This is a genomic window from Gracilibacillus phocaeensis, from assembly GCF_900626275.1.
Lineage (GTDB): Bacteria > Bacillota > Bacilli > Bacillales > Amphibacillaceae > Gracilibacillus > Gracilibacillus timonensis.
In genome coordinates this window covers 368,220-393,201 of sequence record NZ_LR131142.1, presented here as the reverse complement: position 1 = coordinate 393,201, position 24,982 = coordinate 368,220, and the positions used below count along the sequence as shown (strand labels likewise).

The window sequence follows — 24,982 nt, the reverse complement described above, 5'->3', positions numbered from 1 at the left end:
TCAATATTAAATAAGTTCGTTATTAACCCATTATCACGAAAGGAACTATTTATCAGTTTAAAAAAGCGAGGGTGGTATCTCTTTGATTGATTGGAAAGAAGCTGCGATTAACTGTCAACTAATTCTTGCATAGCCGAATAGATACACTGAGAAAAATAGCTTCTGTATGTAAGATTACGTATGTTCGTTTACTGATTTTAGACATCATATTTTGATTCTTCCCATTAGCTTGAGACAATCTTCGATAATTTAATTGCACATGTGAAAACTTCCTATCATTGCTCATCACCTTCCCTCATTGCAATATTTGGTTCATCCCATAGACCAACTTCTTAAAAGGTACAGCAATCACTATTATAAGCATACCTATTAATACTATATCATCCTAGTACACAACCATTTATCATCAAACCCTCATTTACGACGCGAAAAGACAGCGTTTACATTATTGTCCACAGTTCTAGTTTATCTAATTTTCTTTGGTAATCTTATGCACCATTTTAAGCTTAAATATTGGATTATTTTAATTACGATAAACCTCACTGATTTTTCAAATAAAAACAAACCCTACTATATAAGTTGAACTTATAAATGTAACAAAAATGTGTGACAAGCAAGTCCTTACCCGCAATATTTCCTAATAATACCTCGGAATGGTCATTCACACGTCTTACAGCTCTGCTGGAAGGTAGCACCTATCCGATCCATGAGACATTATTTCATTCAACTTATATAGTGATGCAGTCGGTCGTTAACTACCTATTTTTTAGAGAATACACTACTGTTTAAAACTATAGATGATAGAATAAAATGAAAACATAGACGTGTTCCCCATCGTTTCTTACGATAACATTGTATGAATACGTTATTAACCGCATAAGTATTTATACAAGGAGCTGCGCTGAATATGATTACAATTATGTGCTAAACTTATCTATCAAAAAAGGGAGTAGGGGATTTGAATGAAAGATTTTTTCTTTAATCTTAGATACCGAAGGCTCTTATTGAATATTTCGTTTAGTTTATGTGCCCTTGTAGTGATACCTATTGTTTTTGTTGGGTTATTTGGGAATTGGCATAGTCAGCGTGTGTTACAACAGGAGATAGATAAGTCAAGTTTACAAGTACTGGAACAAACTAGAAGGCTAATGGATTATCAATTAAGCAATATTGATTCTATGTCGATTCAGTTAGCTAATAGTGATACCTTAGCCAAAGTAATGGAGATGAGGGATCTAGATCAGATGAAGCCACTGATCTATCAAATACAATATCACCTTAGAGATTTTTATATAAACTCCCCTTATATTGACTCCCTCTATGTTTATTACAAAAATATTAATATGTTGCAATCCGCTATCACTGGTTTAGAACCAATAGCTCATTTTGAACAAAAGAATATATTATCTGCATTTAATAAAATGAATAACGAAAAGCAATGGTTCTTTTCAGACGGAATAAATCCAAATAAATCAAAAAATCCACTTACGGTCACATTGATTCGCCCCCTGCCATTGGCAAGCGAACATAATACTGGTGCTATCATTGTAAATCTAAACCAACAGGTATTGTTTAAAAGTCCTTCAGCAGAATTAATGCGTGAAGGAGAACAAATCTGGATGCTTCACCCTAAAGGGGAATATGGATTTGACATTAAAAGAGGGGAACCACTTACTGCCCAAGAATTAAAAACGGTTCACCCACAGTTAGGCAAAGAAATGAATAATTTCGATGATCATTACCGAGGAAAGAATTATCGATTTTCTATCATTACTTCTCCTCACACTGGCTGGAAGTACATTTATCTGGTCCCGACAAAGGTGTTATACGCCCATACAAAAGTGAATAATTGGTTTATACTAATGCTGTTAGGAATTTCCATTATCATCTCTTTATTCTTTGCTGTAATAATTGGAAAGCGCATATACAAACCAATTCAGTCTTTAGTACAAATGATTGGCGCAAAACAAAATCTATCCGAAAAAAATTTAAGAATGTCTAGTAAAAGAGAATTTCCATTTATTCAATCAGCCATTGAAGAGTTTTCCGAAAGAAAAGATGAATTGGAACAAGAAGTACAAAAGAATTTACCAGTAATGAAGCAAAATTTTTTAACTAACATGTTGCAGACAAAAACGGATAACCACATCGAACAAATACGTAAGTTGAGAAATTATGGAATCGATTTCTCATCTGAGGGGAAGTATTTTGTAAGTATTATAAGTATTGATAAATACGTGGATTTCGTAGAAAACTATACCGAGATTGACCAAGACCTTTATCGTTATTTTATCGAAAAAATTTCCGAGGAAATATTAACAGAAAAATTTCGAGTAATCTGTATTAATAATGACAACTCGGATATAGTGCTTATAAGTAATCATTATAAAAAATCCAATCAAAAGCTCTCACATGAATCTTTGCTACAGCCATTTGAAACGATTAGCAAACAAATTGCAACTCATTTAGATATTACTGTTTCTATTGGTATAGGAGAAGAAGTCGGATATATTGGTCACATTATACATTCATATCAAGAGGCATGTCGGTCATTGGAATTAAGAGCCTACAAAGGAAATGGCTCCATTATTGGTTCATGGCAGTTAGCCTCTGATAAAAATAGGAATGATAGCATCTTTAGAAAAAGACGAGAGCTGGAATACTCCATGATAAATGCCTTAAAGAGTGCAAATTTCACTATCATATTACAATCGTTAGATGAATTGTTTACATTTATTAAAACCTTTGATAATTATCCTTTCTCTTTCGCTCAACATATGATTTTAGAATTAGTTACTTCCATCACACATAAAAGCTCGGAGCTAGGATTAAAAGATAAATCAGATGAAGAAGATTTAGATTTATATCATACAATCACACAGTTTGATACATTAGTCCAATTAGAAAATTGGGTAACAAAGTATATGGAAGACCTTATTGATGTACTAAAAGCACAACTAACGAAAGAAGATCTCGACATTTCCACTCAAATTATGGAGTACGTTAAGAAGAATTATCATAACGAAATATCATTAAATGGCATTGCGAATGAGCTCAGCCTAGACTATGCATATATTAGTCGCTTATTCAAACAGAAAACTGGAATGAAATTTATGGAGTACGTAATATCCTTACGTTTAGCTAAAGCAAAGGATTTATTAATTCATAGTTCACTAAGTGTAAAGGATATCGGAAAGTCTGTTGGCTATGTAAATGCACACAGTTTCATCAGGATATTCAAAAAAAATGAAGGGACGACTCCTGGGAAATATCGTGAAAAAAACAATCCAAAGATGTTAGATCCAAAAGATATTTATTAGTACTATAAAAATCAGGGCAGGTCCATCAGTAAATGGATTTTCCCTGATTGTTTTTCTGACATGTTGTCTAGGGAGATCCACGATGTCAATTTTAGTACATACTGTATACAAAACATATGTGGACGAACATGCATGATGTCAAAAAAAGCTCATTTACTTTAAATATTGATTGATCTACTATATGTGATAACAAAATACGAAGGGAGGATGACATTCGAACCACCAAAAAGTAAGCGGATTCAATGAAAAAGGGAGGGAATTAGTAACATGGCAAAAGGTAAAAAAATAAGCATGATTGCGTTTTTATTTATTATCTTGTTAACTCTGGTGATTGGATGTTCCAATCATGACGCTCCTTCATCAAATACCGATAACGCAAGCGGAAATTCAAGTGGAAACGTTCAATTCCATCTAGGAGAAACCATTAATCCAGAACAAGTATCTAATTTTAATCCTTTTTTAGTCAATGGTAACTGGCAGACACTATTTGAATATATCTATGAACCATTATTTTACTTTAATCCTGTCAAAGGCGAATTAATGCCTATTTTAGCAGAGGATCTTGGTACGTGGTCTGAAGATCAAAAAGCGTACTCTGTTACCTTGCGTGAAGGCGTGGTCTGGCATGACGGAGAAGAATTTTCTGCGGAAGATGTCTTATATACTTTTAATGCTATCAAAGAACATAAGGTATTGGATCAATATCAGATATGGAATGATAAGAGATTAAAGGAGATTAACGTTGATGGGAACACGATCACCTTTCATCTAACAGAAAAGTTTCCCTCACTGCCCTTTTATCTTTCAACGGTAGAAATTGTTGGGGAGCATAGTTTTGGAGATGAAGACCCTTCCACCAATCTGAACAAGGAACCCACCGGAACAGGTCCATTTACCTTTAAAAGTGTAAATGAAAGTGCCATTATACTTGAAAAAAATGCAAAACATCACAGCAATGTTCCAAAGATTGATGAATTAGTGATAAATCGCTTCAATAATGCTTCAACACTTACCTTGTCCTTAGAAGATGGCTCTGTTGAAGCTTCTACTGGCACAATCGCCATGCCAAGCATTCCGAAATTATTAGAGAATCCAGCTGCAGAAATGCAGGTATATCCTGGTTTAAGTGTGTTCAGTGTCATCATGAATAATGAACGACCCGGTTTAGAAGATCAAGCGGTTCGAAAAGCAATCCAATTGGCCATTGATCGTACAGCATTAATCGAAAAAGCAGAGATGAATGCCGTCTTCCCAGCAAACCCAGGATTCTTGCCAAAAGCTTTTAATGAAATGGTGGATGAGACTATATTTGATAGCCCTGAGTATCAATACAATATCGATCAAGCGGTTCAAGAACTTGAAGATGCAGGATATAGTAAAAATGCAAATGGAGTATTTGAAAAAGATGGAGAAGAGCTATCTTTTACTTATAATATGGCCTCGAATGCACCCGCTCAAAATAAAGAAGGAACCATGATTACACAATGGCTGCAGGAGGTTGGTATCCAAACGACGGTAAAATTAGTAACTTGGCCGGAATTAACAAAACTGGCTATGTCTGGCGATTTTGACTTACTACAAAATAGCATTGCATTTCCACCTGATCCTCAGGCTGCTTTAGAAGTTTTTCATAGCCGGATGACCGCTCCTGAAGGGGAAAATACACCAGGATTAAATTATATGAGATTTAGAGATGATGAGGTTGATGGTTGGTTAGACGAAGCCTCTGTTGCTGACCCTGAAACACGTCAAGAATTGTACAAAAAGATACAAAAACGCATAGCCGATCAAGCACCTGTAGCAGTTATGTACAACGTAGGTGGTCATATTCCGTACCGTGTTGATAATTTTACAAACTATAACGAAGAAGTTCCTGTCTATTCAGCACTGTCGTTGAGTCAAATTGAGCCAAAGTAATGGCATTTGGGGCGGTAAATATACTGCCCCAAAAAGGAGGTAGTTATTTTGGGATTGAATGCAGGTTATATCTTAAAAAGAGTCGGCTTTGCAATGATGACATTATGTGTAGCAATAACGGTGAATTTTCTACTCCCTCGACTAATGGGAGGAGACATTGCAGATACAATTGCTTCTGAAATGTCTTTAGGTTCACCAGAAGTTGCGGCAGCACTTAGGGAGCAGTTCGGTTTGGATAATTCCAGTTTATTTTATCAGTATAAACAGTATATTATACAACTATTTCAAGGGAATATGGGCGTTTCTTACGTCAACTATCCAGCACCAGTCACAGAAGTAATGATCAACGCCTTACCTTGGACATTAGGGACCGTTTTAATTGCTACCATATTTAGTTATGGAATAGGTTGGATGATTGGCATAAAAGGAGCGTGGAAATCTGGTTCTTTATTTGATAATGGTTCCTTATTTGTCTCCTTTTTTCTTAACTCTGTACCCTATTTTTGGATTGGCATTATTATGATTATGATATTTTCTTTCCATTTGGATTGGTTTCCGCTTGGTAAAGCAATACCACATGACTTTGATAGCTTAACGTTCATGGGGAAGGTAACATCGATTATTCACCATGCTGCCCTACCCGTGGTTTCTATGATTATTGCCTCTCTCGCTGGTCATATTCTAGTGCTTAGAAATAATTTAATGAGCGTCCTATCTGAAGATTATATGCTTCTTGCAAAGGCGAAGGGATTGTCTAATAGAAGGAGAAAATATGTTTATGGAGCAAGAAACGCTTTATTACCATCCTTTACGGGATTAATGATTACGTTAGGACATGTGATTGGCGGTGCGCTTACCATGGAAATTGTATTTTCATATCCAGGTGTAGGATTAGTGACCTTTAATGCGATCTTAAACCATGATTTCCCGCTAATCCAAGGCGCATTTTTATTTATCGCAATCTCCGTAATCATCGCTAATTTAATTGCTGACATTATGTATCCCATTATTGATCCAAGAGTAGCTTTGAAATAGGAGGGCTTATATTGGAAAATTTTAAAAAGACCTTAACATATATTTGGACACTAATACCAGGTGTGAAAGGCATGTTAGGGTTAGTCATTATCTTTCTCTTTATAATGATTGCCCTATTTGGTTCCTATATTGCACCATATGAAAAAAATGATATTGCATTTGAGGCATGGCTTTCTCCTTCTTTTACACATTGGCTTGGGACAGATAGCTATGGACAGGATATTTTATCTCAAATGATTTATGGGACGCAAACATCACTGCTAGTAGCCATAATAGCGGGGTCAATTACAACCATAATCGGGGTTCTAGTTGGTGTCATCGCTGGTTATAAAGGTGGTTGGATTGGCGAGGGACTAATGAGGATAGTCGATCTGTTTTTAATTATCCCAACATTAGCATTAATGATTATTTTAGCTTCTTTTTTGCCATCCATGGGAGTTACCAATACGATTTTAATTATCGGTTTGCTTAGTTGGCTATATATGGCTAGAAGTATTAGAAGTCAAACGATGTCTGAAAGGGAGAGTGGTTATGTAGAAGCTGCAAGAATGGCAGGAATGAAAGATTTTGAAATCATGTTCCGTGAAATCATGCCTAATATCATCCCTGTGATTCTAGCAAACTTGGTATTAGTGATCACACAGGCAGTATTAGCTGAAGCAGGGTTGAGTTTTTTAGGTTTAGGAGATCCAACAGCTGTGAGTTGGGGAACCATTTTGTCCCTTGCTCATGCAAATAATGCCGTACTGTTTAACGCTTGGTGGTGGATTTTGCCTCCCGGATTGGCAATCGCCTGCTTGTGCTTCGGTTTTATATTAATTGGGAATGGTATTTTAGATCGCTTTCAGGCTAATAGAGGTAATGCCGCTTTATAGGATAGGGTTATGATAAAGGAGGAGAAACATTGGGAGATATACTGGAAGTTCGTGATTTATGTGTAGATTACGATTCACCCAGAGGCAAGGTCAGGGCTGTTAATAAGGTCAGTTTTGCCATTGGTAAAGGTGAAATTTTCGGTTTAGTAGGGGAATCTGGCTGCGGAAAATCTACGACTGCCTTTGCAATAAGTCGACTATTACGCCCGCCAGCACAGGTTTCAAGCGGTAGCATTCAATTAAAAGGGCAAGAACTGACCCATTTACCAGAAAAGGAATTTGACCATTTAAGATGGTCTAATATATCCATTATATTACAAAGCGCTATGAACAATCTAAACCCAGTGATTAAGATACAAGACCAACTAATAGACGCTATACTTGCCCATAAAGACATATCTACAGAAGAAGCTGTGAAACAAGCAGAATATTTATTAGGATTAGTAGATATAAGTGCCAATCGTTTGAACAACTATCCACATGAATTATCTGGTGGTATGCGTCAGCGAGTAGTCATTGCCATGGCATTAGCACTTCGCCCTGACTTAATTATTATGGATGAACCTACTACCGCGCTTGATGTTGTCGTTCAAAACGGAATCATCAAAAAGGTGTTGGAGTTGCAGAAAGAATTTGACTTTTCCATTTTATTCATCACCCATGATTTACCTCTAATGTTGGAAATATGTGATAGAGTCGGAGTAATGTATGCTGGAAAATTGGTCGAGGTAACTAAACGTGAGACTTTATTGAGAGAGGCACGACACCCGTATACTCAAGGGTTATTAGAATCATTTCCACCGCTTAAAGGAAAGAAAAAACGTTTGAAGGGAATTACTGGGCATACACCGGATTTAGTTACGCCACCTAGCGGCTGTAGTTTTCACCCTCGATGTCCTTTTGCTATGTCTACATGCAAACAAGAAGAACCGCAAATATTAGCTGATAACAAAGGGATCGTTGCCTGTCATCTTTACGGAAAGGAAGGCGATGGCTTTGAACAACTACAAGCTGCAAGTGAAGGAAATCAATAAAACCTTCTCATCAGGTGTCGTTTTTAAAAAAAATTCATTTCAAGCAGTAAATAAGGTTAGCTTTAATCTTAAAAAAGGAGAAATATTAGCAATTGTAGGAGAATCAGGGAGCGGAAAAAGCACAACTGCCAGAATGATAACCAATTTAATTAAACCTAGTTCTGGAGAAATTTTATATGATGGAACGAATATTAATGAAAAGAGTCTAAGAAAACAGCTTCCAGAAAAAATTCAAATGATCTTTCAAGATCCATTTGCTGCACTTAATCCTAACCATACAATTGGATATGCGATTGGCAGACCATTAGAATTAAAACGTAAAGTACGTGGTTCCTTACGGGAAAAGGTTTTAGAGTTACTAACTCAGGTAGGATTGACCCCTGCTGAGGATTTTATTGATAAGTATCCATTTCAAATTTCAGGCGGTCAAAAACAACGAGTAGTTATAGCAAGAGTTTTAGGCTTAGAGCCTGAAGTAATTGTTGCAGATGAACCAACCTCGATGCTTGATGTATCTATTGGTATTGACATTATGAATTTACTACTGGATTTGTGTAAAGAAAGAGATCTTTCTTATATATTAATTACACATAATTTAGGAAGTGCACGTTATATGGCTGATCGTATTATGGTTATATTTGCAGGAGAAGTAGTTGAGTTAGGGGATACCGAGGAAGTAATCCATAACCCTAAACACCCTTACACACAGCTGTTATTACATTCTTCTCCTGACCCATGGAAATCCACCAAAGAAGACATCGAAATCGTCGAGTCAGCTGATACATCTTTACCGGAACACGGCTGCCAATTTCAATATCGCTGCCCCTTTGTGACCGAAGCATGCAGAACTACTTCCATCCCGTTATATGAGAACGGTAACGATCGCCAAGTTAGATGTAATCTTTATGCGGAGGAAGACTGATATGAGCAAACCAAATTTCATTATTATTTATGCCGATGATTTAGGATATGGGGATCTAGGATGTTATGGATCAAAGGAGATTCAAACACCTTATCTAGACAAGCTAGCAGACTCAGGGGTTCGCTTCACAGATTGGTATTCTAATGCTCCTGTTTGTTCTCCATCAAGAGCTTCATTATTAACTGGACGTTATCCTGGTAATACTGGGGTCAATCAAATACTTGGTGGTAAAAGGGGAACGCATGGCTTATCCACCAATCAGTTAACATTAGCAAGCGTATTAAAAGAACATGGTTATAACACAGGAATCATCGGCAAATGGCACTTAGGTGTCACAAAAGAGCATGGACCGAACGCCCATGGTTTTGATCAGTTTTTTGGATTTTTAGCAGGTTGTGTTGATTATTACTCGCATATATACTATTGGGGAAAACAAAGTGAGGAGAATCCTGTACATGATTTATGGGAAAATGAGGAGGAAGTATGGTGCAATGGTCGATATTTAACAGAAGTTATTACAGAAAAATCCGTGCAATTTATTAAAGAATCCAATGAGGATCCTTTCTTTCTCTATATCCCATACAACGCTCCTCACTATCCCATGCATGCGCCACAGAAATACATGGATAGGTATACTCATTTATCCACTGATAAGCAGGTAATGGCTGCAATGATTTCGGCAATGGATGATGGGATTGGGGAGATAGTTAATACCTTAAAAAAGACGAATAAATATAAAAATACGGTGATTTTTTTCTCGAGTGACAATGGCCCGTCCACTGAATCTAGAAACTTCTTAGATGGAACAGAAGATTTATATTATGGCGGTTCGGCTGGGCTTTTTCGTGGACATAAGGGGAGTTTATTTGAAGGAGGCATCCGTGAACCAGCTATACTTAGCGGTCCTTCTCTCATACCTCAAGGTCAGGTTTGTCATAAGGTGGGGATGATGATGGATGTATTCCCCACATTCTTAGAACTTGCTGAACTAACCGTTCCAGAAGGCCATGAAATGGATGGTTCGAGTATTTACAAGATGATTCATGAAAAGAAGGCTCAAGCGCATGAACAGGTTTTTTGGAAATATAATAACCAACTAGCTATTCGTCAGGGTAAATGGAAGCTTGTGATAAATGGTATGTTAGATTTCAGCAGAGAACAAGTCGATAGTATTCATCTATCCAATTTAGCTGAAGACCCTAGCGAACGACATAATCTTGCAGACCACTATCCGGAAATAGTTCAAGCGTTAACAATAAAGATGAAGAATAAGCAAACAAATAATACATGAAGGGTGATCAAGTTTTGAAAGCCATTATACTGATGTTTGATTCGTTAAACCGCCATATGCTACCACCTTATGGGTGTGATTGGGTGAAAGCGCCTAATTTTGAAAGGCTTGCGGAACGAACGGTTAAATTCACCAATTGTTATGCTGGCAGCTTGCCCTGCATGCCTGCTAGACGTGAAATGCACACAGGAAGGTACAATTTTTTACACAGAAGCTGGGGACCATTAGAACCATTTGACGATTCTATGCCGGAATTACTAAAGAAAAATAATGTACGCTCCCATTTAATAACAGATCATTATCACTATTGGGAAGAAAATGCCTCGACGTATCATACAAAATTCTCAACATGGGAAGGCGTACGCGGTCAAGAGGGTGATACATGGAAAGGAGATGTGGGGAATCCTACTGTACCAGAAACGCTGAATGATCGTGATCCAGAAAGGTGTCGTCAAGATTGGGTGAATCGGAAGTACATGGCTGTCGAGGAAGATCATCCTCTTACACGTACTATTGAACTGGGACTGGACTATCTAAACAAGAATTTCCAAGAAGATAACTGGTTCTTACAACTGGAATGCTTTAGTCCACATGAACCTTTCTTTAGCCCAGAAAAATATAAAGCATTGTATCCTCATGAATATCATGGACCGCATTGTGACTGGCCCAATTATAAGCAAGTGGATGAGCCACCAGAATTAGTAGAACACATACGGTATCAATATACATCCGTCGTTAGTATGTGTGATCATTATTTAGGTAAAATCATCGATAGGATGGACGAATTAGATTTGTGGAAAGATACCATGTTAATTGTCAATACAGACCACGGTTTTCTTCTTGGGGAACATGGTTGGTGGGCAAAAAACATCATGCCGCATTATAATGAAATTGCAAACATTCCTTTATTTATTTGGGACCCTCGCAGTGAAAGAGCAGGAATGGATAATGAACAACTAGTCCAAACCATTGATATTGCACCGACAATTTTGGATTATTTTGGAGTAAATATCCCAGATGATATGACAGGAAGTCCTTTAAAAGACGTTATTAAGGTGGGAAAAAAGATACGTAACGCCGCCTTGTTCGGAATTCATGGTGGTCATGTAAATTGCACGGATGGAAATTATGTATATATGAGGTCACCGGTCAATGATGAACATCCATTATACCAGTATACGCTCTTACCTTTATTTCATTTTAAGCAAACACCAGTTGAAATTCTTCAAAATTTAGAGTTGATAGAGCCGTTTACTTTTACGAAAGGATGCAAATTATTGAAAATTAAAAGTAACTCTCCCTTTACGAAAGGGGGCCATTTATTATTTGATATTCAACATGATCCCAAACAACAAACGCCCATTAATGATATAAAAATTGAATCCCAAATGAAGCAGTATATTGTGGATTTAATGAACCTACATGAAGCACCAAATGAGCAGTATGAACGATTCGGCTTAAAAAAACAGTCTGAGGAAGTGTAAAGACAGCTGTTGACTTTGTATCAACCCCCTAAAAGTTAAATATCTCATTCTAATTTTTAGGGGGATTTATGGATGATAATACGGAAAGTAACATCATCTTATACTAATTGGCTCGAAAATGCTTTTTTAATCGATTTTTCACTCTAATCGACTATGCCCTACCCCTTAACCTGCGGCGATTCCGGATGCAATTCCATAAACTCAATCCGATTCCCGTCCGGGTCCTTCACCCAGCATTGATAGTTTTTATCCAGACCTTGTTGTGGTTCTACATCCAAGGTTACACCCTTTGCTTTTAGGTCAGTGACAAGCTTGTTCATATCATCTACTTCTAGGCATAAATGTTGATAGCCGATCGTACTTTCATCTGTTGGATTACGTTTTTCCCCACCATAAAATAATTCAATAAATTGTCCCTCGCATACTTTCACATAAACAATCCATGGCTCTCCCTCTGGATTATTTAATTCAAATAATTTTTCGAAGCCCAAGTAATCACAATAAAAAGCTAACGATTCCTCCATATTCGCCACTGTATATGCCGTGTGTCCAATTCTTTTGATCATTGTTTATTCCTCCCATTTGTGAAATTTCTATCATTCTCTGAGCGAAGTAGGCGTCATTCCCCCTTTACATACTCCACCATCCATTGTTTTGTCGTACTGCCCTCTACCATTTTTGCAGGTATACGAATATCATTAATCCCGAAGTCGCCCTGATACATTTCCAGCAATCGGTTTAATGCCTGTTGACCAATCTCTTCTTCCTGCTGTTGTAAATGGGTAAAATTCCATTCGATGATGTTTCTTGGCGGGCTATCGAAACTAACAATCGATAGATCATCGGGAACCTGCAAATTTAGTTGTTCCGCGGCTTGTTTTGCTAATAAAGCAATATTATACTCTAATGCAAATAATGCGGTAATCTGAGGGTGTTGTTGTAAATGCGCTTTAATCGTTTCGATGTCTGTTTGCATCTCTTCTACATGGGTCGGATACGGACTTTTGATATCGGTACACCACAATTCACGGTTTACCACCATCTTCTTTTCTACGATGGCCTCTACCACACCTTTAATCCGATCCTCAATAGCCGTTGTCGTATTATCTTTCGGTATTAACACACCTATACTTTCATGACCAAGGTTCATTAAATAATTGATTCCTTCTTTCGCTGCTTTTTCATTGTCTGTTGAGATCGAGGTTACTGCCAAGCTTTTATAGGCCCTATCAATTAATACTAACGGGAATTGATCGACAATCATTTTAAGAATTTCACGGCTATAATGTTCTGCATTTGCAGGAGAAATAATCAGACCATCGACGCCATAATCAAGCAATTCCCGGATTGCCTTGTCTTCTCTCTCTGGTTTGCTCAGCGACCGTTTTAAAATAATATGACATTTATCCTGAGCAGCATCCTCCAGCCCTCCGATTAGCCGATTGCCAAAGCTATCGTCAAAATCGGTTACAATCAAACCAATTAAGGGTGTTTTTTTGTTACCATTATTTCTTGGCATGGTGTTACCACTCGTATGATTAGAAACAAACGTCCCTTTCCCTCTCGTTCTCGATACTAATCCTTCATCTGTTAACTTTTCCAATGCCTTTTTAATCGTAATGATACTAACATCAAAATATTTTGATAGTTCTTTTTCGGAGGGGATCTGATCTCCCACCTGATATTTTGCTGTAATAATATCTTCTTTTAACGATTTATATATTTGCTCGTATAAAGGTTTCATATGCCACCACCTATTCATCAAACTCCATATTCCGTCTCAAAAATTATAAAACATATATATCTTTTAGTATAAGCCTAGTTTCCATGTCTAATCAATGAAAAGACTACCTCTTCCCCCTCTATTTTTGCGATAATCATGTTTATTAGAAAAGCTTACTCTATCCCCTTCACATTTCATGGCGTATGCCAAAGAAGATAGATTTATTCACCCTAATCTATTCCTCATATACAAAAATTATAACATATTATTATTTTTAATATAATATAATGTATTGACATATGACATTATATTTAATATAATTCACTTGAAAACGCATACATTTTAAAACTAGAAAGGAAGTGAGGCAGGAATGCATGCAGAAGCGGAAAAAGGTGTGTATCGAGACCAGGATAGTAAACCGCGCAAAAAAAGTCTTTGGTTAAGAATATGGCAGCACCGCTTATATTATTTATTTATGTTGCCTGGGATTATCTGGTTTGTCATTTTTTCTTATATACCGATGTATGGTTTAACCGTCGCTTTTAAGGATTTTAATTTTGTCGAAGGAATCACCGGTAGTGATTGGAGCGGTCTAAAATATTTCAAAGAATTCTTTAATTTCTACCAATCCTGGGATATTATCCGTAACACGCTAACAATCAGCTTGATGAAATTATTGATAGGATTTCCCATGCCTATTTTGTTAGCTTTGTTTCTTAACGAGGTAAAAGTCTTAAAATTTAAAAAGACTGTCCAAACGATATCTTATCTACCTCACTTTATTTCGTGGGTTGTAGTCGTTACTATATTACAGCGAATGCTCACACCATATGGTGGTCCAATCAATGAGATGATCGCTTCCCTAGGATTCGATAAAATTCAATTTTTAGGAAACCTTCATTATTTTTATCAAATCATTATCCTTTCTGATATTTGGAAAGCAGTCGGCTTCGGAGCGATTATTTATCTAGCAGCTATCTCGGGGGTTGATCAGCAATTATATGAGTCGGCCAAGATGGACGGCGCTAATCGCTTCCGGCAAATGTGGCATATTACCTTACCCTCGATACGACCGGTAATGGTGATTATGTTCCTGCTAGCCTGTGGAGGCATTATGACTGTAGGTTATGAACAATTGCTACTGCTTAACACACCAGCTACTGCTTCGATTGGCACAGTTTTAGATGTGCATGTTATTCAATCAGGTTTGGAGCAGGGCAGACTAAGCTATGCTACAGCCGTGGGGTTATTCCAAGGAGCGATAGGTGTAATTTTAATTATCATTGCCAATAGCATTAGTAAAAAAGTCAATGACACATCATTATGGTAAGGAGGTATCGTGCAAAATGAAGAGAAATTGGTCGGTGTTTTCCATTGTTAACTATACATTATTAGCTGTTTTCGCCTTCTGCACCCTCTATCCATTCATCTATATCCTAGCCTATTCATTCAGTGATGGTGCCGAGGCAATGAAACATCCTATTTATTTTCTTCCACGCGGATTCACTCTTGAAAACTATATTCAAATCTTTCAAGATAGCACATTTTTAAATGCTTATGTCATCACCGTGTTACGAACCGTTATTGGTACTAGTTTACATGTATTTCTGTCTGCATTATTTGCCTATGCCCTTACCAAAAAGGGGTTACCTGGAAGAACATTCTTTACTTTCTTTATTTTTATACCTTCGATCTTTAGTGGAGGAATGATTCCCAACTTTATTTTATTTCGAGAGCTGGGATTAATTAATAACTTTTGGGTCTATGTGTTTCCGTTTTTGTTCAGCTTTTTCCACATCATTATTATTCGTACTTTCTTTGAACAGCTGCCAAAATCACTGGAGGAATCGGCACAAATCGACGGCGCAAGTAATTTTCGCATTTTTATGACGATCATCCTACCGCTTTCTAGACCAGTGTTGGCAACGATCGCTTTATTCCAAGGCGTTTTTCATTGGAATGATTGGTTTACCGGTGCTTACTTTGTTACTGATGAGGCATTGCGACCCGTGCAGACATTACTTAATGAATTATTAACGGAATCCGAAGCATTGGCCAATGCCGCTCAAAGATCCTCACAGTCCGGCACTACCGTAGCATCCGGTATTATTAATGTCACTCCAGAGTCACTGAGAATGGCAACATTAATCGTAGCAACCTTACCGATTATCTGTATATATCCATTTCTACAAAAATACTTTGTCAAGGGGGTTATGGTAGGTTCAATTAAAGGATAATTTATTTCGTTTTCCAAAAAACCTAAAATGGGGGAAAGAAAAATGAGAACAAAAGTAATTGTGTGGTTGATGGTGATGCTCAGTTTTACGCTTTTGGCGGCTTGTAGTAACGAAGATAGTTCTGGGGAAGGTGATGGTGAAGTAACGTTAAAGGTATTGCACAACTGGAATGGCTCCGGTGGTAATGCACCAGAGGATCCCATGAATAATCCTGTTGCAGAAAAAATCAGGGAAGAAACAGGAGTCAGCTTGGAGTTTGAATATACCAATGGCAGCGAGGTAGATAAGCTGACACAGGTATTAGCAACCGGAGAATTTCCGGATGTCTATATCGGTCCAGCCTGGGGTAAAGAATCAGAGTTATTGTTAGAAGCAGCGAACGATGGCCTCTTGCATGATTTAACACCATATATTGAAGAACATGAGAGATTAGCTGAAGTAGTGAAAGAAGAGAACATGTCTGTTTCTTTGTACAATGATATCATCAGTCAGCAGCAAGGCGGACAATTCATTCTTCATTCTATGTATCCATCAACAGAAGAAGATATTGGGGATTGGTTGTATGGCTTATATGTCAATCAGGATATTGCTAATGAGGTGGGGATTGACCCAGATTCGGTGCAAACACCTGATGACTTATATGATTTTCTGAAGGCAGTGAAAGAAGGTGGATTTGAAGAAAGTGGCAATGAAGTTTTCCCTTTAGGAGCTTATGATAACGGCTGGCCATTAGATATTACCTCTGAAATGTTTGTACCCGTAGCAGGTGCAGGCAGTTGGTTTATCGATGAAGAAGGTAATGCTAGATACAACTTTATGACCGAAGAGTACGAGGAATGGGTATTATTTATGCGAAAATTAATGGCAGAAGGATTAGTGGATCCAGAGGTATTCTCACATACAGGAACAATTGCTCGCGAAAAAATATCTCAAGGAAGATATGCCGTCATGCCGAATCAATTTAATGGTATGTGGAATGACGCAAAACAAGGTGACTTAGAAGAAAAATATGTACCTTTAGGACCGATGGAAGACTTTAGCGGTGATCGTTATCGTACCGAATTTAATGTGCAGGGCAGTCAGCTTATTGCTGTCTTTGGTGACGCTTCCGAGGAAAAACTAGAGGCATTTGTCCGCTTATTTGATTATTTATCCAGTGATGAAGGTTATATGCTTTCCAAGTTTGGTATTGAAGGCGAACACTATGATTTAGAAGATGGCGAAGTAGTAGCTAAAGAAGAAGTTATCGAAAAGATAAATGATGGTACTTTGAAGGATGAGGGAATAGACAACGCTTATTTAACACTTTCCGGTATGGATCGCGTAACGACATTAGGCGGTGGACCTTTGGGGCATCAAGCGAATAAACAATATCAAGTACAACAGGAGTATGCTGAGATCGTCAGACAAGACGGGGTTCAACCTGTGACTGGAATAGATCCTTATTCTGTCTTAAGGGATCACCCTAATTTTGAACAAATTGAACCGGTGACAATTGTGATGGGAGATGTTGTGCAACAGGCAATTCATGCAGGTTCAGATGAAGAGGCGCTTAGCATTATTAACGAAACACGTGACGCCCTCCGCAATGCCGGAATTGAAGAGGTTGCTGCAGAGATCACGGAACAAGCACAAAGTGGAACAGAATTTATGCGTTATCGTACTTCCAATTAATACCTTGCTTAAAGAAGCCCTTTCCAATATAGAAGGGGCTTCCTATTCCAAATAGAAGGACGTGAAAACATGACGACTGCATTTAGACCCCCTGCCGTTCCTTTGTTAACGGTAGATCCTTATTTCAATGTTTGGAGCGGTAATGACCACCTCTATGATAATCATACCCACCATTGGACATATAACGAAAACGGAACAACTGGCATTCACGGTATGACGGGCATGATACGTGTCGATGGTAAGGTGTATCACTTTATGGGCAAGAAAATTCATGACGACATCGATCACTTAGAGCAAACACAGCTTACGGTTGATCCATTAACTACTAGTTATACATTGGAAGGAGCCGGAATCCAGCTTCAAGTAGAATTCATGACGCCCCTTCTGCTTGATAAACTGGATCTGCTGTCTCGTCCGGCTTCCTATGTCGCATTTGAAGTATCATCTAATGATCATCAAACACATGATGTGCAGATTTATTTTGATGTAACTGGGGAATGGTGTGTGCATGACACCGAACAAAAGGTCACTTGGTCGAGATATTCGTTAGCAAATCAAACCGAAGTCATGAAAATGGGCACTCAAGATCAACCGATATTAAAACGAACAGGAGATGATACCCGGATTGACTGGGGCTACCTCCATTTAGCACTGCCTGATGCACAGCATAGCCATTCGGTGATTGATTCGAGTGATGTGCGCAGGAAATGGGCGATCAATGGGCGCTTAACTGAAAAGGATCATTCCTATACGCCAAGAAGCGTGGATGAGGATTGTCCTGTCATGGCAACTACGATAAATTATGACACTGTTAGTCAAGACAAAAAATCCAACTTTATCGTGCTTGCTTATGATGATATTTTTTCGATCGAATATTTTCATCAACACCTTCCCGGCTACTGGAAACGAAACGGACAGGAAATATCTGACGTTATCCAATCAGCCATCACGGAATATCACGATATCAGACGAGAATGTCAAGCATTTGACCAGCAATTAAACCAAGCCACGACTGCAGCCGGTGGAGAGGACTATCGCGATATCACTGCCCTCGCCTATCGACAAGCAATTGCAGCACATAAGCTGGTCTTAGATGATAATGGGGAGTTATTATTTCTGTCTAAGGAGAACAACAGCAATGGTTGCATTGGGACGGTCGATATCAGTTACCCATCTACTCCGCTGTTTCTCCTTTACAATCCTGACTTGGTTAAAGGAATGATGCGAGCTATCTTTCATTTTGCGCGATCACCTGAGTGGCCGTTTGATTTTGCTCCACATGACGTGGGCTGCTATCCAGTTGCCAACGGACAGGTCTATGGTGACAACAAATTAGAAAACCAAATGCCAATTGAAGAGTCCGGCAATCTATTAATCATGATGGCCGCCGTCTGTTTGGCTGACGATCAGACCGATTTCGCCGAGGAAAACTGGGATTTACTCTCTCAATGGGCCCAGCACCTAAAAAATAATGGCCTTGATCCACAGCATCAACTTTGCACCGATGATTTTGCCGGACATCTTGCTCATAATGCCAACCTCTCCATCAAAGCAATCATGGGAATCGCCAGTTATGGTCTGTTATGTGGGTGGATTGGTAAACAGGAAGAGAAGAAGCAATGGTTAGCATTAGCTCAGGACATGGCCAATGAATGGGAACGCATGGCAGATGACAAAGATCACTACCGCTTGACCTTTAATCAGCCAAACACATGGAGCCTAAAGTACAACCTAATTTGGGATGATATCTTCTCATTGAATCTATTTTCTAAAGAGGTAAAAGAACAAGAGGTTAGCTACTACCTAGCGCAAAGAAATCGCTACGGCACACCATTAGATAGTCGAGAAACCTATACGAAAGCGGATTGGCTGGTATGGGCAGCGTCCTTAGCGAAACAACGCGAGGATAAAAGGGCTCTAATCAAGCCGCTCTGGCGCTTTTTACATGAAACATCAGACAGGGTACCTTTTTCGGATTGGTATGACACCAAAACAGCCAAGCGAATGAACTTTAAAAACCGATCCGTCGTAGGTGGTGTCTATATCCTCTTACTTTTACAAGCAGACTGGAAGAACAATAAAAAAGTTAATCTGGAGGGACAGGATGTATAGTATAAACAGATCGGAAGAACGTACAGGCTTTCAGGAAAGGGTGCCTTATCACCCAGCGATTGATTTACAAACAGATTTTGTCATGGTTTACGGCATTGACGATTCGATGCCCCAACGAATTCAGGAATGGCAGCAAAAAGGCTATATCACCCATCTAATGACTGGCGTTGCTTGGGGAGAATATCAAGATTATTTATATGGAAAAGTAGACGGGAAAAATCACTGGGAGGAGGCACAAAAGAACCGCCTTGGCGATATAATCAGCCACGGTAAGGACGTACCCTACATGGTACCAACGATTGCTTACACCGATTTCCTTACGCAAAGAATTAAAAAGGCCGTAGATGCCGGAGTAGAAGCTATTCATTTGGAAGAGCCAGAGTTTTGGGTAGAAGGCGGGTATTCAGAAGCCTTTAAAAGAGAGTGGCAAATTTATTATAAAGAACCCTGGAAAGCCCCTCATGAATCGGCAGACGCTCAATACCGAGCTTCCAAACTAAAGGCTTATCTATACAAACGTTGCCTAGATCGGCTTTGTGGAGAATTGAAAGAATACGCACTGGTCACCTATGGTCGGGAGCTTCGTTTCTATGTGCCTACACATAGCTTAATTAACTATACACAATGGCGGATTGTCAGTCCTCAATCACAATTACTTGATTTACCTACCATCGATGGTTATATTGCTCAAGTTTGGACAGGGACATCACGCACACCGAATGTCTACAAAGGAGTTACCAAGGAGCGTACCTTTGAGACAGCTTATTTAGAGTATGGCATGATGCAAGAACTTGCCCGCGGCACCGATCGGAAAATCTGGTTTTTACATGACCCGATTGAGGATAACCCAAGTTATGACTGGGAGGATTACAAACAAAATTATATCAAGACATTAACGGCATCACTGTTTCATCCTAATGTCTGGCACTATGAGATTTCGCCATGGCCGGATCGTATTTTTACTAAATCCTATCCCAAAAAAGACGGCACAGGCAAAGAGAAGATTCCTGCAAGCTATGCCGCAACCTTGCTGATTCTGATGAACACCCTACGAGATTTAAAGCAGGATTTCATCGAATGGGATGGAAACCAAGATACCATCGGCGTTTTCCTTTCTGATTCCGCCATGTTTCAACGTAGTCCGTTGGATAGCTCCAACGAAGAGGTATCACAACGCTATGATGGAACAAAAGTGGATATGCTGCAGACCGATACAGCCAAGGAGTTATTACACTGGTCCGATTTTTATGGATTAACCTTACCATTTTTAAAGGCTGGGGTACCGATAAGACCTGTGCAATTAGATAATATTAGACGATTCCCATCGTATCTCGATCCTTATCGCACCTTAATTTTAAGCTATGAGTATATGAAACCGGAATCACCAGATATCCATCTTGCCTTAAGTCAGTGGGTGCAGGAAGGCGGCTGTCTCATTTATGTTGGGGATGACAGTGATCCTTATCATCAAGCAAAAGAATGGTGGAACCAAGGGGAGAAAACCTTCACTAATCCGGCAGCACATCTATTGGAAGTCTTAGGGATAGATCAGCAATCAGAGCAAGATATGCACGCAGTCGGAAAAGGCGTCGTCCATCTTCTGCGTAAACATCCAAAGCAATTTGCGCAAAGTGCAGAAATGGCAGAGCAATTACTAACAGCAGTAAAAAGAACCAAAGAAGCCGGCAAGCAAAACGATATCTGGGAAGAACAAAACTATTTATTGATTAGAAGAGGACCTTATATTATCAGTGCCGTTTTGGATGAGTCGGTTTCTGAACAAGTATTACAGCTAGACGGTTTGTTTGTCGATTTATTAGATGATCAGTTAACCGTCCATAAGACCATCAACGTTTCTCCAGGTAAGCAATCATTTGTGTATGATTTACAGCATCAACAAGATAGCCAACGCTTCGAGGTCATTGCCGCTTCCTCTCGAATAGAGGAAGCAGAAGTAGAGCAAGGGCAGTTCACCTTTTTAGCAAAAGGACCACTGCATGTACCCGGCGTCAACAGAATAAAGTGTCCTGAAGAACCGAAGAAAGTATCTATTGCCACACAACCGGGCAAATATCAGGAGGCAGATACGGAATGGGAGCCAGACAGCCACACGCTACTGCTTACTTATGATAACCACCCGGATGGAGTAACGATTCAAATTACTCTCTAAATATCCACTCAACTTTAGAAGGTCGGAGGGTCAATCATGCCATACGAACAAATAAGATTAGAAAAATTACATCGAATGAAAGATTTTATTGAAGCGAACATTTACAAAGAAATTGCTCCCTTGCGAACAGAAGCATGGGTAACCAAAGAGCCTGTCTCTTTTACTGAAAAAGAGACAGGCCACTACCTCACCCTGGCTGCTGGCGACAAATGGGGAGAGCTTTGGGATTGTGCCTGGTTCCATTTTACCGGGGAGGTTCCTTCAAGTGCTCACGGAGATAAAATTGTACTGTTAATAGATGTCAATGGGGAATTGTGTATCGTCGATCATGCAGGTACTCCAACTCAGGGCTTAACCAATGTCAATTCAGAATTCGAACTCGCACTAGGCAAGCCAGGAAAAAGAGTGGTAGAAGTAACAGATCAAGCCTTAGGGACAGAACAAATCAACATATGGGCGGACGCTGGTTGTAATGATCTGTTTGGTCATTACAGATCCGGTACTTTAAAAGAGGCGACGATTGCTAGCTGTGATGAAGAGGCACTGGCCTTATACTATGATGTTGAAGTATTGTTGGAGCTGGCAGAACAGCTGGAGGATGACGCTGTCCGCAAGGCGAGGATCTTACAGGCTTTATATGATGTTTCCCTTTTGCTAGTCGATTGGTCACCTGATCTCATCAAGCAGGCTCGCCATATATTGGCCGTACCACTTGGCAAACAAAATGGAGATGTCGAATTGACCATCAGCGCCATTGGCCATGCCCATATCGACTTAGCGTGGCTCTGGCCAATCAGGGAAACGATTCGTAAAGGAGCGAGATCCTTCGCCACTGTACTTCGGAACTTGGAAAAGTATCCTGACTATATCTTTGGCGCTAGTCAACCCCAGTTATATCAGTGGATGAAGGTATACTACCCTAAGCTGTACGAACAAATCAAACAACGAATTGCCGAAGGGCGTTGGGAAGTACAAGGTGGTATGTGGGTTGAACCTGATTCGAATATCCCTAGCGGAGAATCTCTCGTTCGCCAGGTCATACATGGAAAAAGGTTCTTTGCGGACGAATTCGGTAAGGATGTGCGCACATTGTGGGTGCCTGATATATTCGGTTACTCCCCTACTTTGCCACAAATCCTGCAGCAAGCAAATATTGACTATGTCATGACGCAAAAGCTCTCTTGGAGTGAATATAATGATCATCCGCACCACACCTTTTATTGGCAAGGGATAGATGGCAGTAAGATCTTGACTCATCTACCGCCAGAGGATACGTATAACAGCCCTGCCGCTCCCAGATCGATTAAGAAAATAGAGCGTGAATATTACGACAAGAATATTTCGGAACACAGCCTTATGTTATTCGGTATTGGCGATGGCGGCGGCGGGCCTGGTCAAGAACACTTAGAACGCCTGGAACGCGAGAAAAATTTGTTGGGGCTATCGCCAGTAGTGCAAGAAACATCGATCGAATTTTTTGATAAGCTAGCAGTCTCCGCTGATCAATATAAAACTTGGGTGGGAGAGCTTTATTTAGAGAAACACCAGGGAACACTCACGTCTCAAGCACGTAATAAGCGATTCAATCGTTTGCTGGAAATCGCCTTACGCGAGCTAGAATTTGCCGCTACGCTCACGATGATCAAAGGAATCAAGCCATATCCCGCCAACGAGCTGGATACCATCTGGAAAGAAGTGATGCTTTACCAATTTCATGATATTCTGCCCGGCTCCTCGATTGGACGTGTCTATGAAGAATCATTAGAGCGATACCACAAGATGTTGAATCAAGTAGAGAGATGGATAGAAGAACATTATCAAGCACTAAGCCGGCATTTAGGACTATCTGGGGTTACCTTTTTCAACTCATTGCCTTGGTCCAGAGAGAAGTGGGTATCCAATCATGACAACTGGAAGAAAATCACCCTTCCACCGATGGGATACCACTCGCTAGGAGAAGCAGCAAACATGGATGATCTAGCAAAATCCCCATTGCGAGCAGAGCCTGAGTTGTTGGAAAATGATATTCTAAGTGTCTCTTTTCAACCAGATGGTACGATTCGTTCTATTTATGATAAAGAAAATCAACGAGAGACGATCGCAGCAGGCAGCTCTGCTAATCAGCTAACTATTTATCACGACCACGGCGATGGCTGGGACTTCCCATCCGATTATCGATCAACCATCCATATGCAACCTGAGTTACTAACGGTTCAATGCCATACCGAGGGGCCAACGGCGAGTATTAATCACATCTATCAATATGGGAACTCGACCATCGAGCAATCCATCTGTTTAACACTAAACAGCCGCCGTCTTGATTTTAAGACAAAAACAAACTGGCAGGAGTCTAATAAGATGTTGAGAACTTCTTTTCCACTCCACATAAGAAGTACTCATGTGCATTGCGATATTCAATTTGGCTATATGGAGCGCCCGACACATCGTAATACTTCCTGGGACTTTGCTAAGGACGAAATCAGCGCCCATCAATGGATCGATATGTCTGAGCCAAACTATGGTGTTGCCTTATTGAATGATTGTAAATACGGACATCGCGCCGAAGGAAATGAGCTGGATATAAATCTATTACGAAGTTCAGGCAGCCCTGATCCAGAGGCCGATCGAGCCGAGCATGCATTTACTTATAGCTTCTATCCGCATCAAGGAGACTTTATTGCTGGAGATGTGTACAAAGAGGGATATGAATTAAATGTTCCTGTTCGTTCTACAGAGCTTGAGGGCGCACAACAAAATAACAACACCTCTTCTTTTGTACAAATAGAAGGAAATCATGTGATGCTGGCGACATTGAAAAAGGCAGAAAACGATAATGATATTATTATTCGATTGTATGAAACATCAGGCAGTCATTCACAAGTGCAGTTGCTTTTAAATATCGATGTAGAAGAAATCATCGAGACGAATTTGTTAGAAGAACCTAAGCAGGCCATTGATTTGGGTCAACCTATTCGTTTTCAGCCGTTTGAGATTAAGACGTTTAAGGTGAAGTGGGAATAGTGTGAAATGAATAGTCATTTTTAAAACACTTGCACATTATTTCTCATTTATACTTCTATACTTCTTAACCGTCTAACAGCAACAGTATAATATTTAACAATGACCATCCTGACTATAAGATTTGCCAGGATGGTTTTCATTCATTAAAACAAATTAGCAAATAGCAC

At 39.4% G+C, this 24,982-nt stretch carries 16 protein-coding genes; 14 read left to right on the top strand and 2 right to left on the bottom strand.

The window, feature by feature from the left end; all coding sequences use genetic code 11:
- Nucleotides 1-1,088: 1,088 nt before the first annotated feature.
- From E0E32_RS03970 to E0E32_RS03935, 8 genes are all read left to right on the top strand, one after another.
- On the top strand, nt 1,089-3,320 hold the full coding sequence (locus E0E32_RS03970; RefSeq protein ID WP_165444949.1) for a helix-turn-helix domain-containing protein: 2,232 nt from the start codon (nt 1,089-1,091) through the stop codon (nt 3,318-3,320).
- 267 nt (nt 3,321-3,587) lie between these two features.
- Entirely contained in the window at nt 3,588-5,237 is a 1,650-nt protein-coding gene (locus E0E32_RS03965) for an ABC transporter substrate-binding protein (protein ID WP_130859044.1), read from the top strand.
- 48 nt (nt 5,238-5,285) lie between these two features.
- Complete coding sequence (locus tag E0E32_RS03960; protein WP_078060207.1) at nt 5,286-6,272, top strand: ABC transporter permease; 987 nt, start codon at nt 5,286-5,288, stop codon at nt 6,270-6,272.
- 11 nt (nt 6,273-6,283) lie between these two features.
- The gene (locus E0E32_RS03955) at nt 6,284-7,147 is read left to right on the top strand and encodes an ABC transporter permease (RefSeq protein ID WP_066195990.1); all 864 of its coding nucleotides are present in this window, start codon (nt 6,284-6,286) and stop codon (nt 7,145-7,147) included.
- 29 nt (nt 7,148-7,176) lie between these two features.
- Nucleotides 7,177-8,181, top strand: a complete 1,005-nt coding sequence (locus E0E32_RS03950) for an ABC transporter ATP-binding protein (protein WP_066195987.1) — start codon at nt 7,177-7,179, stop codon at nt 8,179-8,181.
- A complete protein-coding gene (locus tag E0E32_RS03945; RefSeq protein WP_078060206.1) occupies nt 8,144-9,103 on the top strand; it encodes an ABC transporter ATP-binding protein in 960 nt (319 codons plus the stop codon). Before E0E32_RS03950 ends, E0E32_RS03945 begins: the two co-directional genes overlap by 38 nt.
- Nucleotide 9,104: 1 nt before the next feature.
- Complete coding sequence (locus E0E32_RS03940) at nt 9,105-10,394, top strand: sulfatase-like hydrolase/transferase (RefSeq protein ID WP_130859043.1); 1,290 nt, start codon at nt 9,105-9,107, stop codon at nt 10,392-10,394.
- Nucleotides 10,395-10,408: 14 nt separating this feature from the next.
- Nucleotides 10,409-11,878: a sulfatase gene (locus E0E32_RS03935; RefSeq protein ID WP_066196709.1), complete on the top strand. Its 1,470-nt coding sequence runs from the start codon at nt 10,409-10,411 to the stop codon at nt 11,876-11,878.
- 158 nt (nt 11,879-12,036) lie between these two features.
- Here the strand turns inward: E0E32_RS03935 and E0E32_RS03930 are convergent, their stop codons facing one another.
- Together E0E32_RS03930 and E0E32_RS03925 are read right to left on the bottom strand one after the other, a co-directional pair.
- On the bottom strand, nt 12,037-12,444 hold the full coding sequence (locus E0E32_RS03930) for a VOC family protein (protein ID WP_130859042.1): 408 nt from the start codon (nt 12,442-12,444) through the stop codon (nt 12,037-12,039).
- 53 nt (nt 12,445-12,497) lie between these two features.
- Nucleotides 12,498-13,622 carry a GntR family transcriptional regulator gene (locus E0E32_RS03925; RefSeq protein WP_161485733.1) on the bottom strand — a complete coding sequence of 375 codons (1,125 nt, stop codon included), beginning with the start codon at nt 13,620-13,622 and terminating at the stop codon, nt 12,498-12,500.
- 349 nt (nt 13,623-13,971) lie between these two features.
- Here E0E32_RS03925 and E0E32_RS03920 point away from each other — a divergent pair, with 349 nt between their 5' ends.
- From E0E32_RS03920 to E0E32_RS03895, 6 genes are all read left to right on the top strand, one after another.
- Entirely contained in the window at nt 13,972-14,931 is a 960-nt protein-coding gene (locus E0E32_RS03920; RefSeq protein ID WP_130859041.1) for an ABC transporter permease, read from the top strand.
- Nucleotides 14,932-14,947: 16 nt separating this feature from the next.
- Nucleotides 14,948-15,838 (top strand): carbohydrate ABC transporter permease, encoded by an 891-nt coding sequence (locus E0E32_RS03915; RefSeq protein ID WP_130859040.1) that lies wholly within the window; start codon nt 14,948-14,950, stop codon nt 15,836-15,838.
- Nucleotides 15,839-15,880: 42 nt separating this feature from the next.
- Entirely contained in the window at nt 15,881-17,512 is a 1,632-nt protein-coding gene (locus tag E0E32_RS03910; protein WP_066195963.1) for an extracellular solute-binding protein, read from the top strand.
- Nucleotides 17,513-17,581: 69 nt separating this feature from the next.
- Nucleotides 17,582-19,624, top strand: a complete 2,043-nt coding sequence (locus tag E0E32_RS03905; RefSeq protein WP_130859039.1) for a glutaminase family protein — start codon at nt 17,582-17,584, stop codon at nt 19,622-19,624.
- The gene (locus E0E32_RS03900; protein ID WP_130859038.1) at nt 19,617-21,794 is read left to right on the top strand and encodes a hypothetical protein; all 2,178 of its coding nucleotides are present in this window, start codon (nt 19,617-19,619) and stop codon (nt 21,792-21,794) included. Before E0E32_RS03905 ends, E0E32_RS03900 begins: the two co-directional genes overlap by 8 nt.
- A 36-nt stretch (nt 21,795-21,830) precedes the next feature.
- Nucleotides 21,831-24,815 carry an alpha-mannosidase gene (locus E0E32_RS03895; protein ID WP_130859037.1) on the top strand — a complete coding sequence of 995 codons (2,985 nt, stop codon included), beginning with the start codon at nt 21,831-21,833 and terminating at the stop codon, nt 24,813-24,815.
- Nucleotides 24,816-24,982 lie beyond the last annotated feature (167 nt).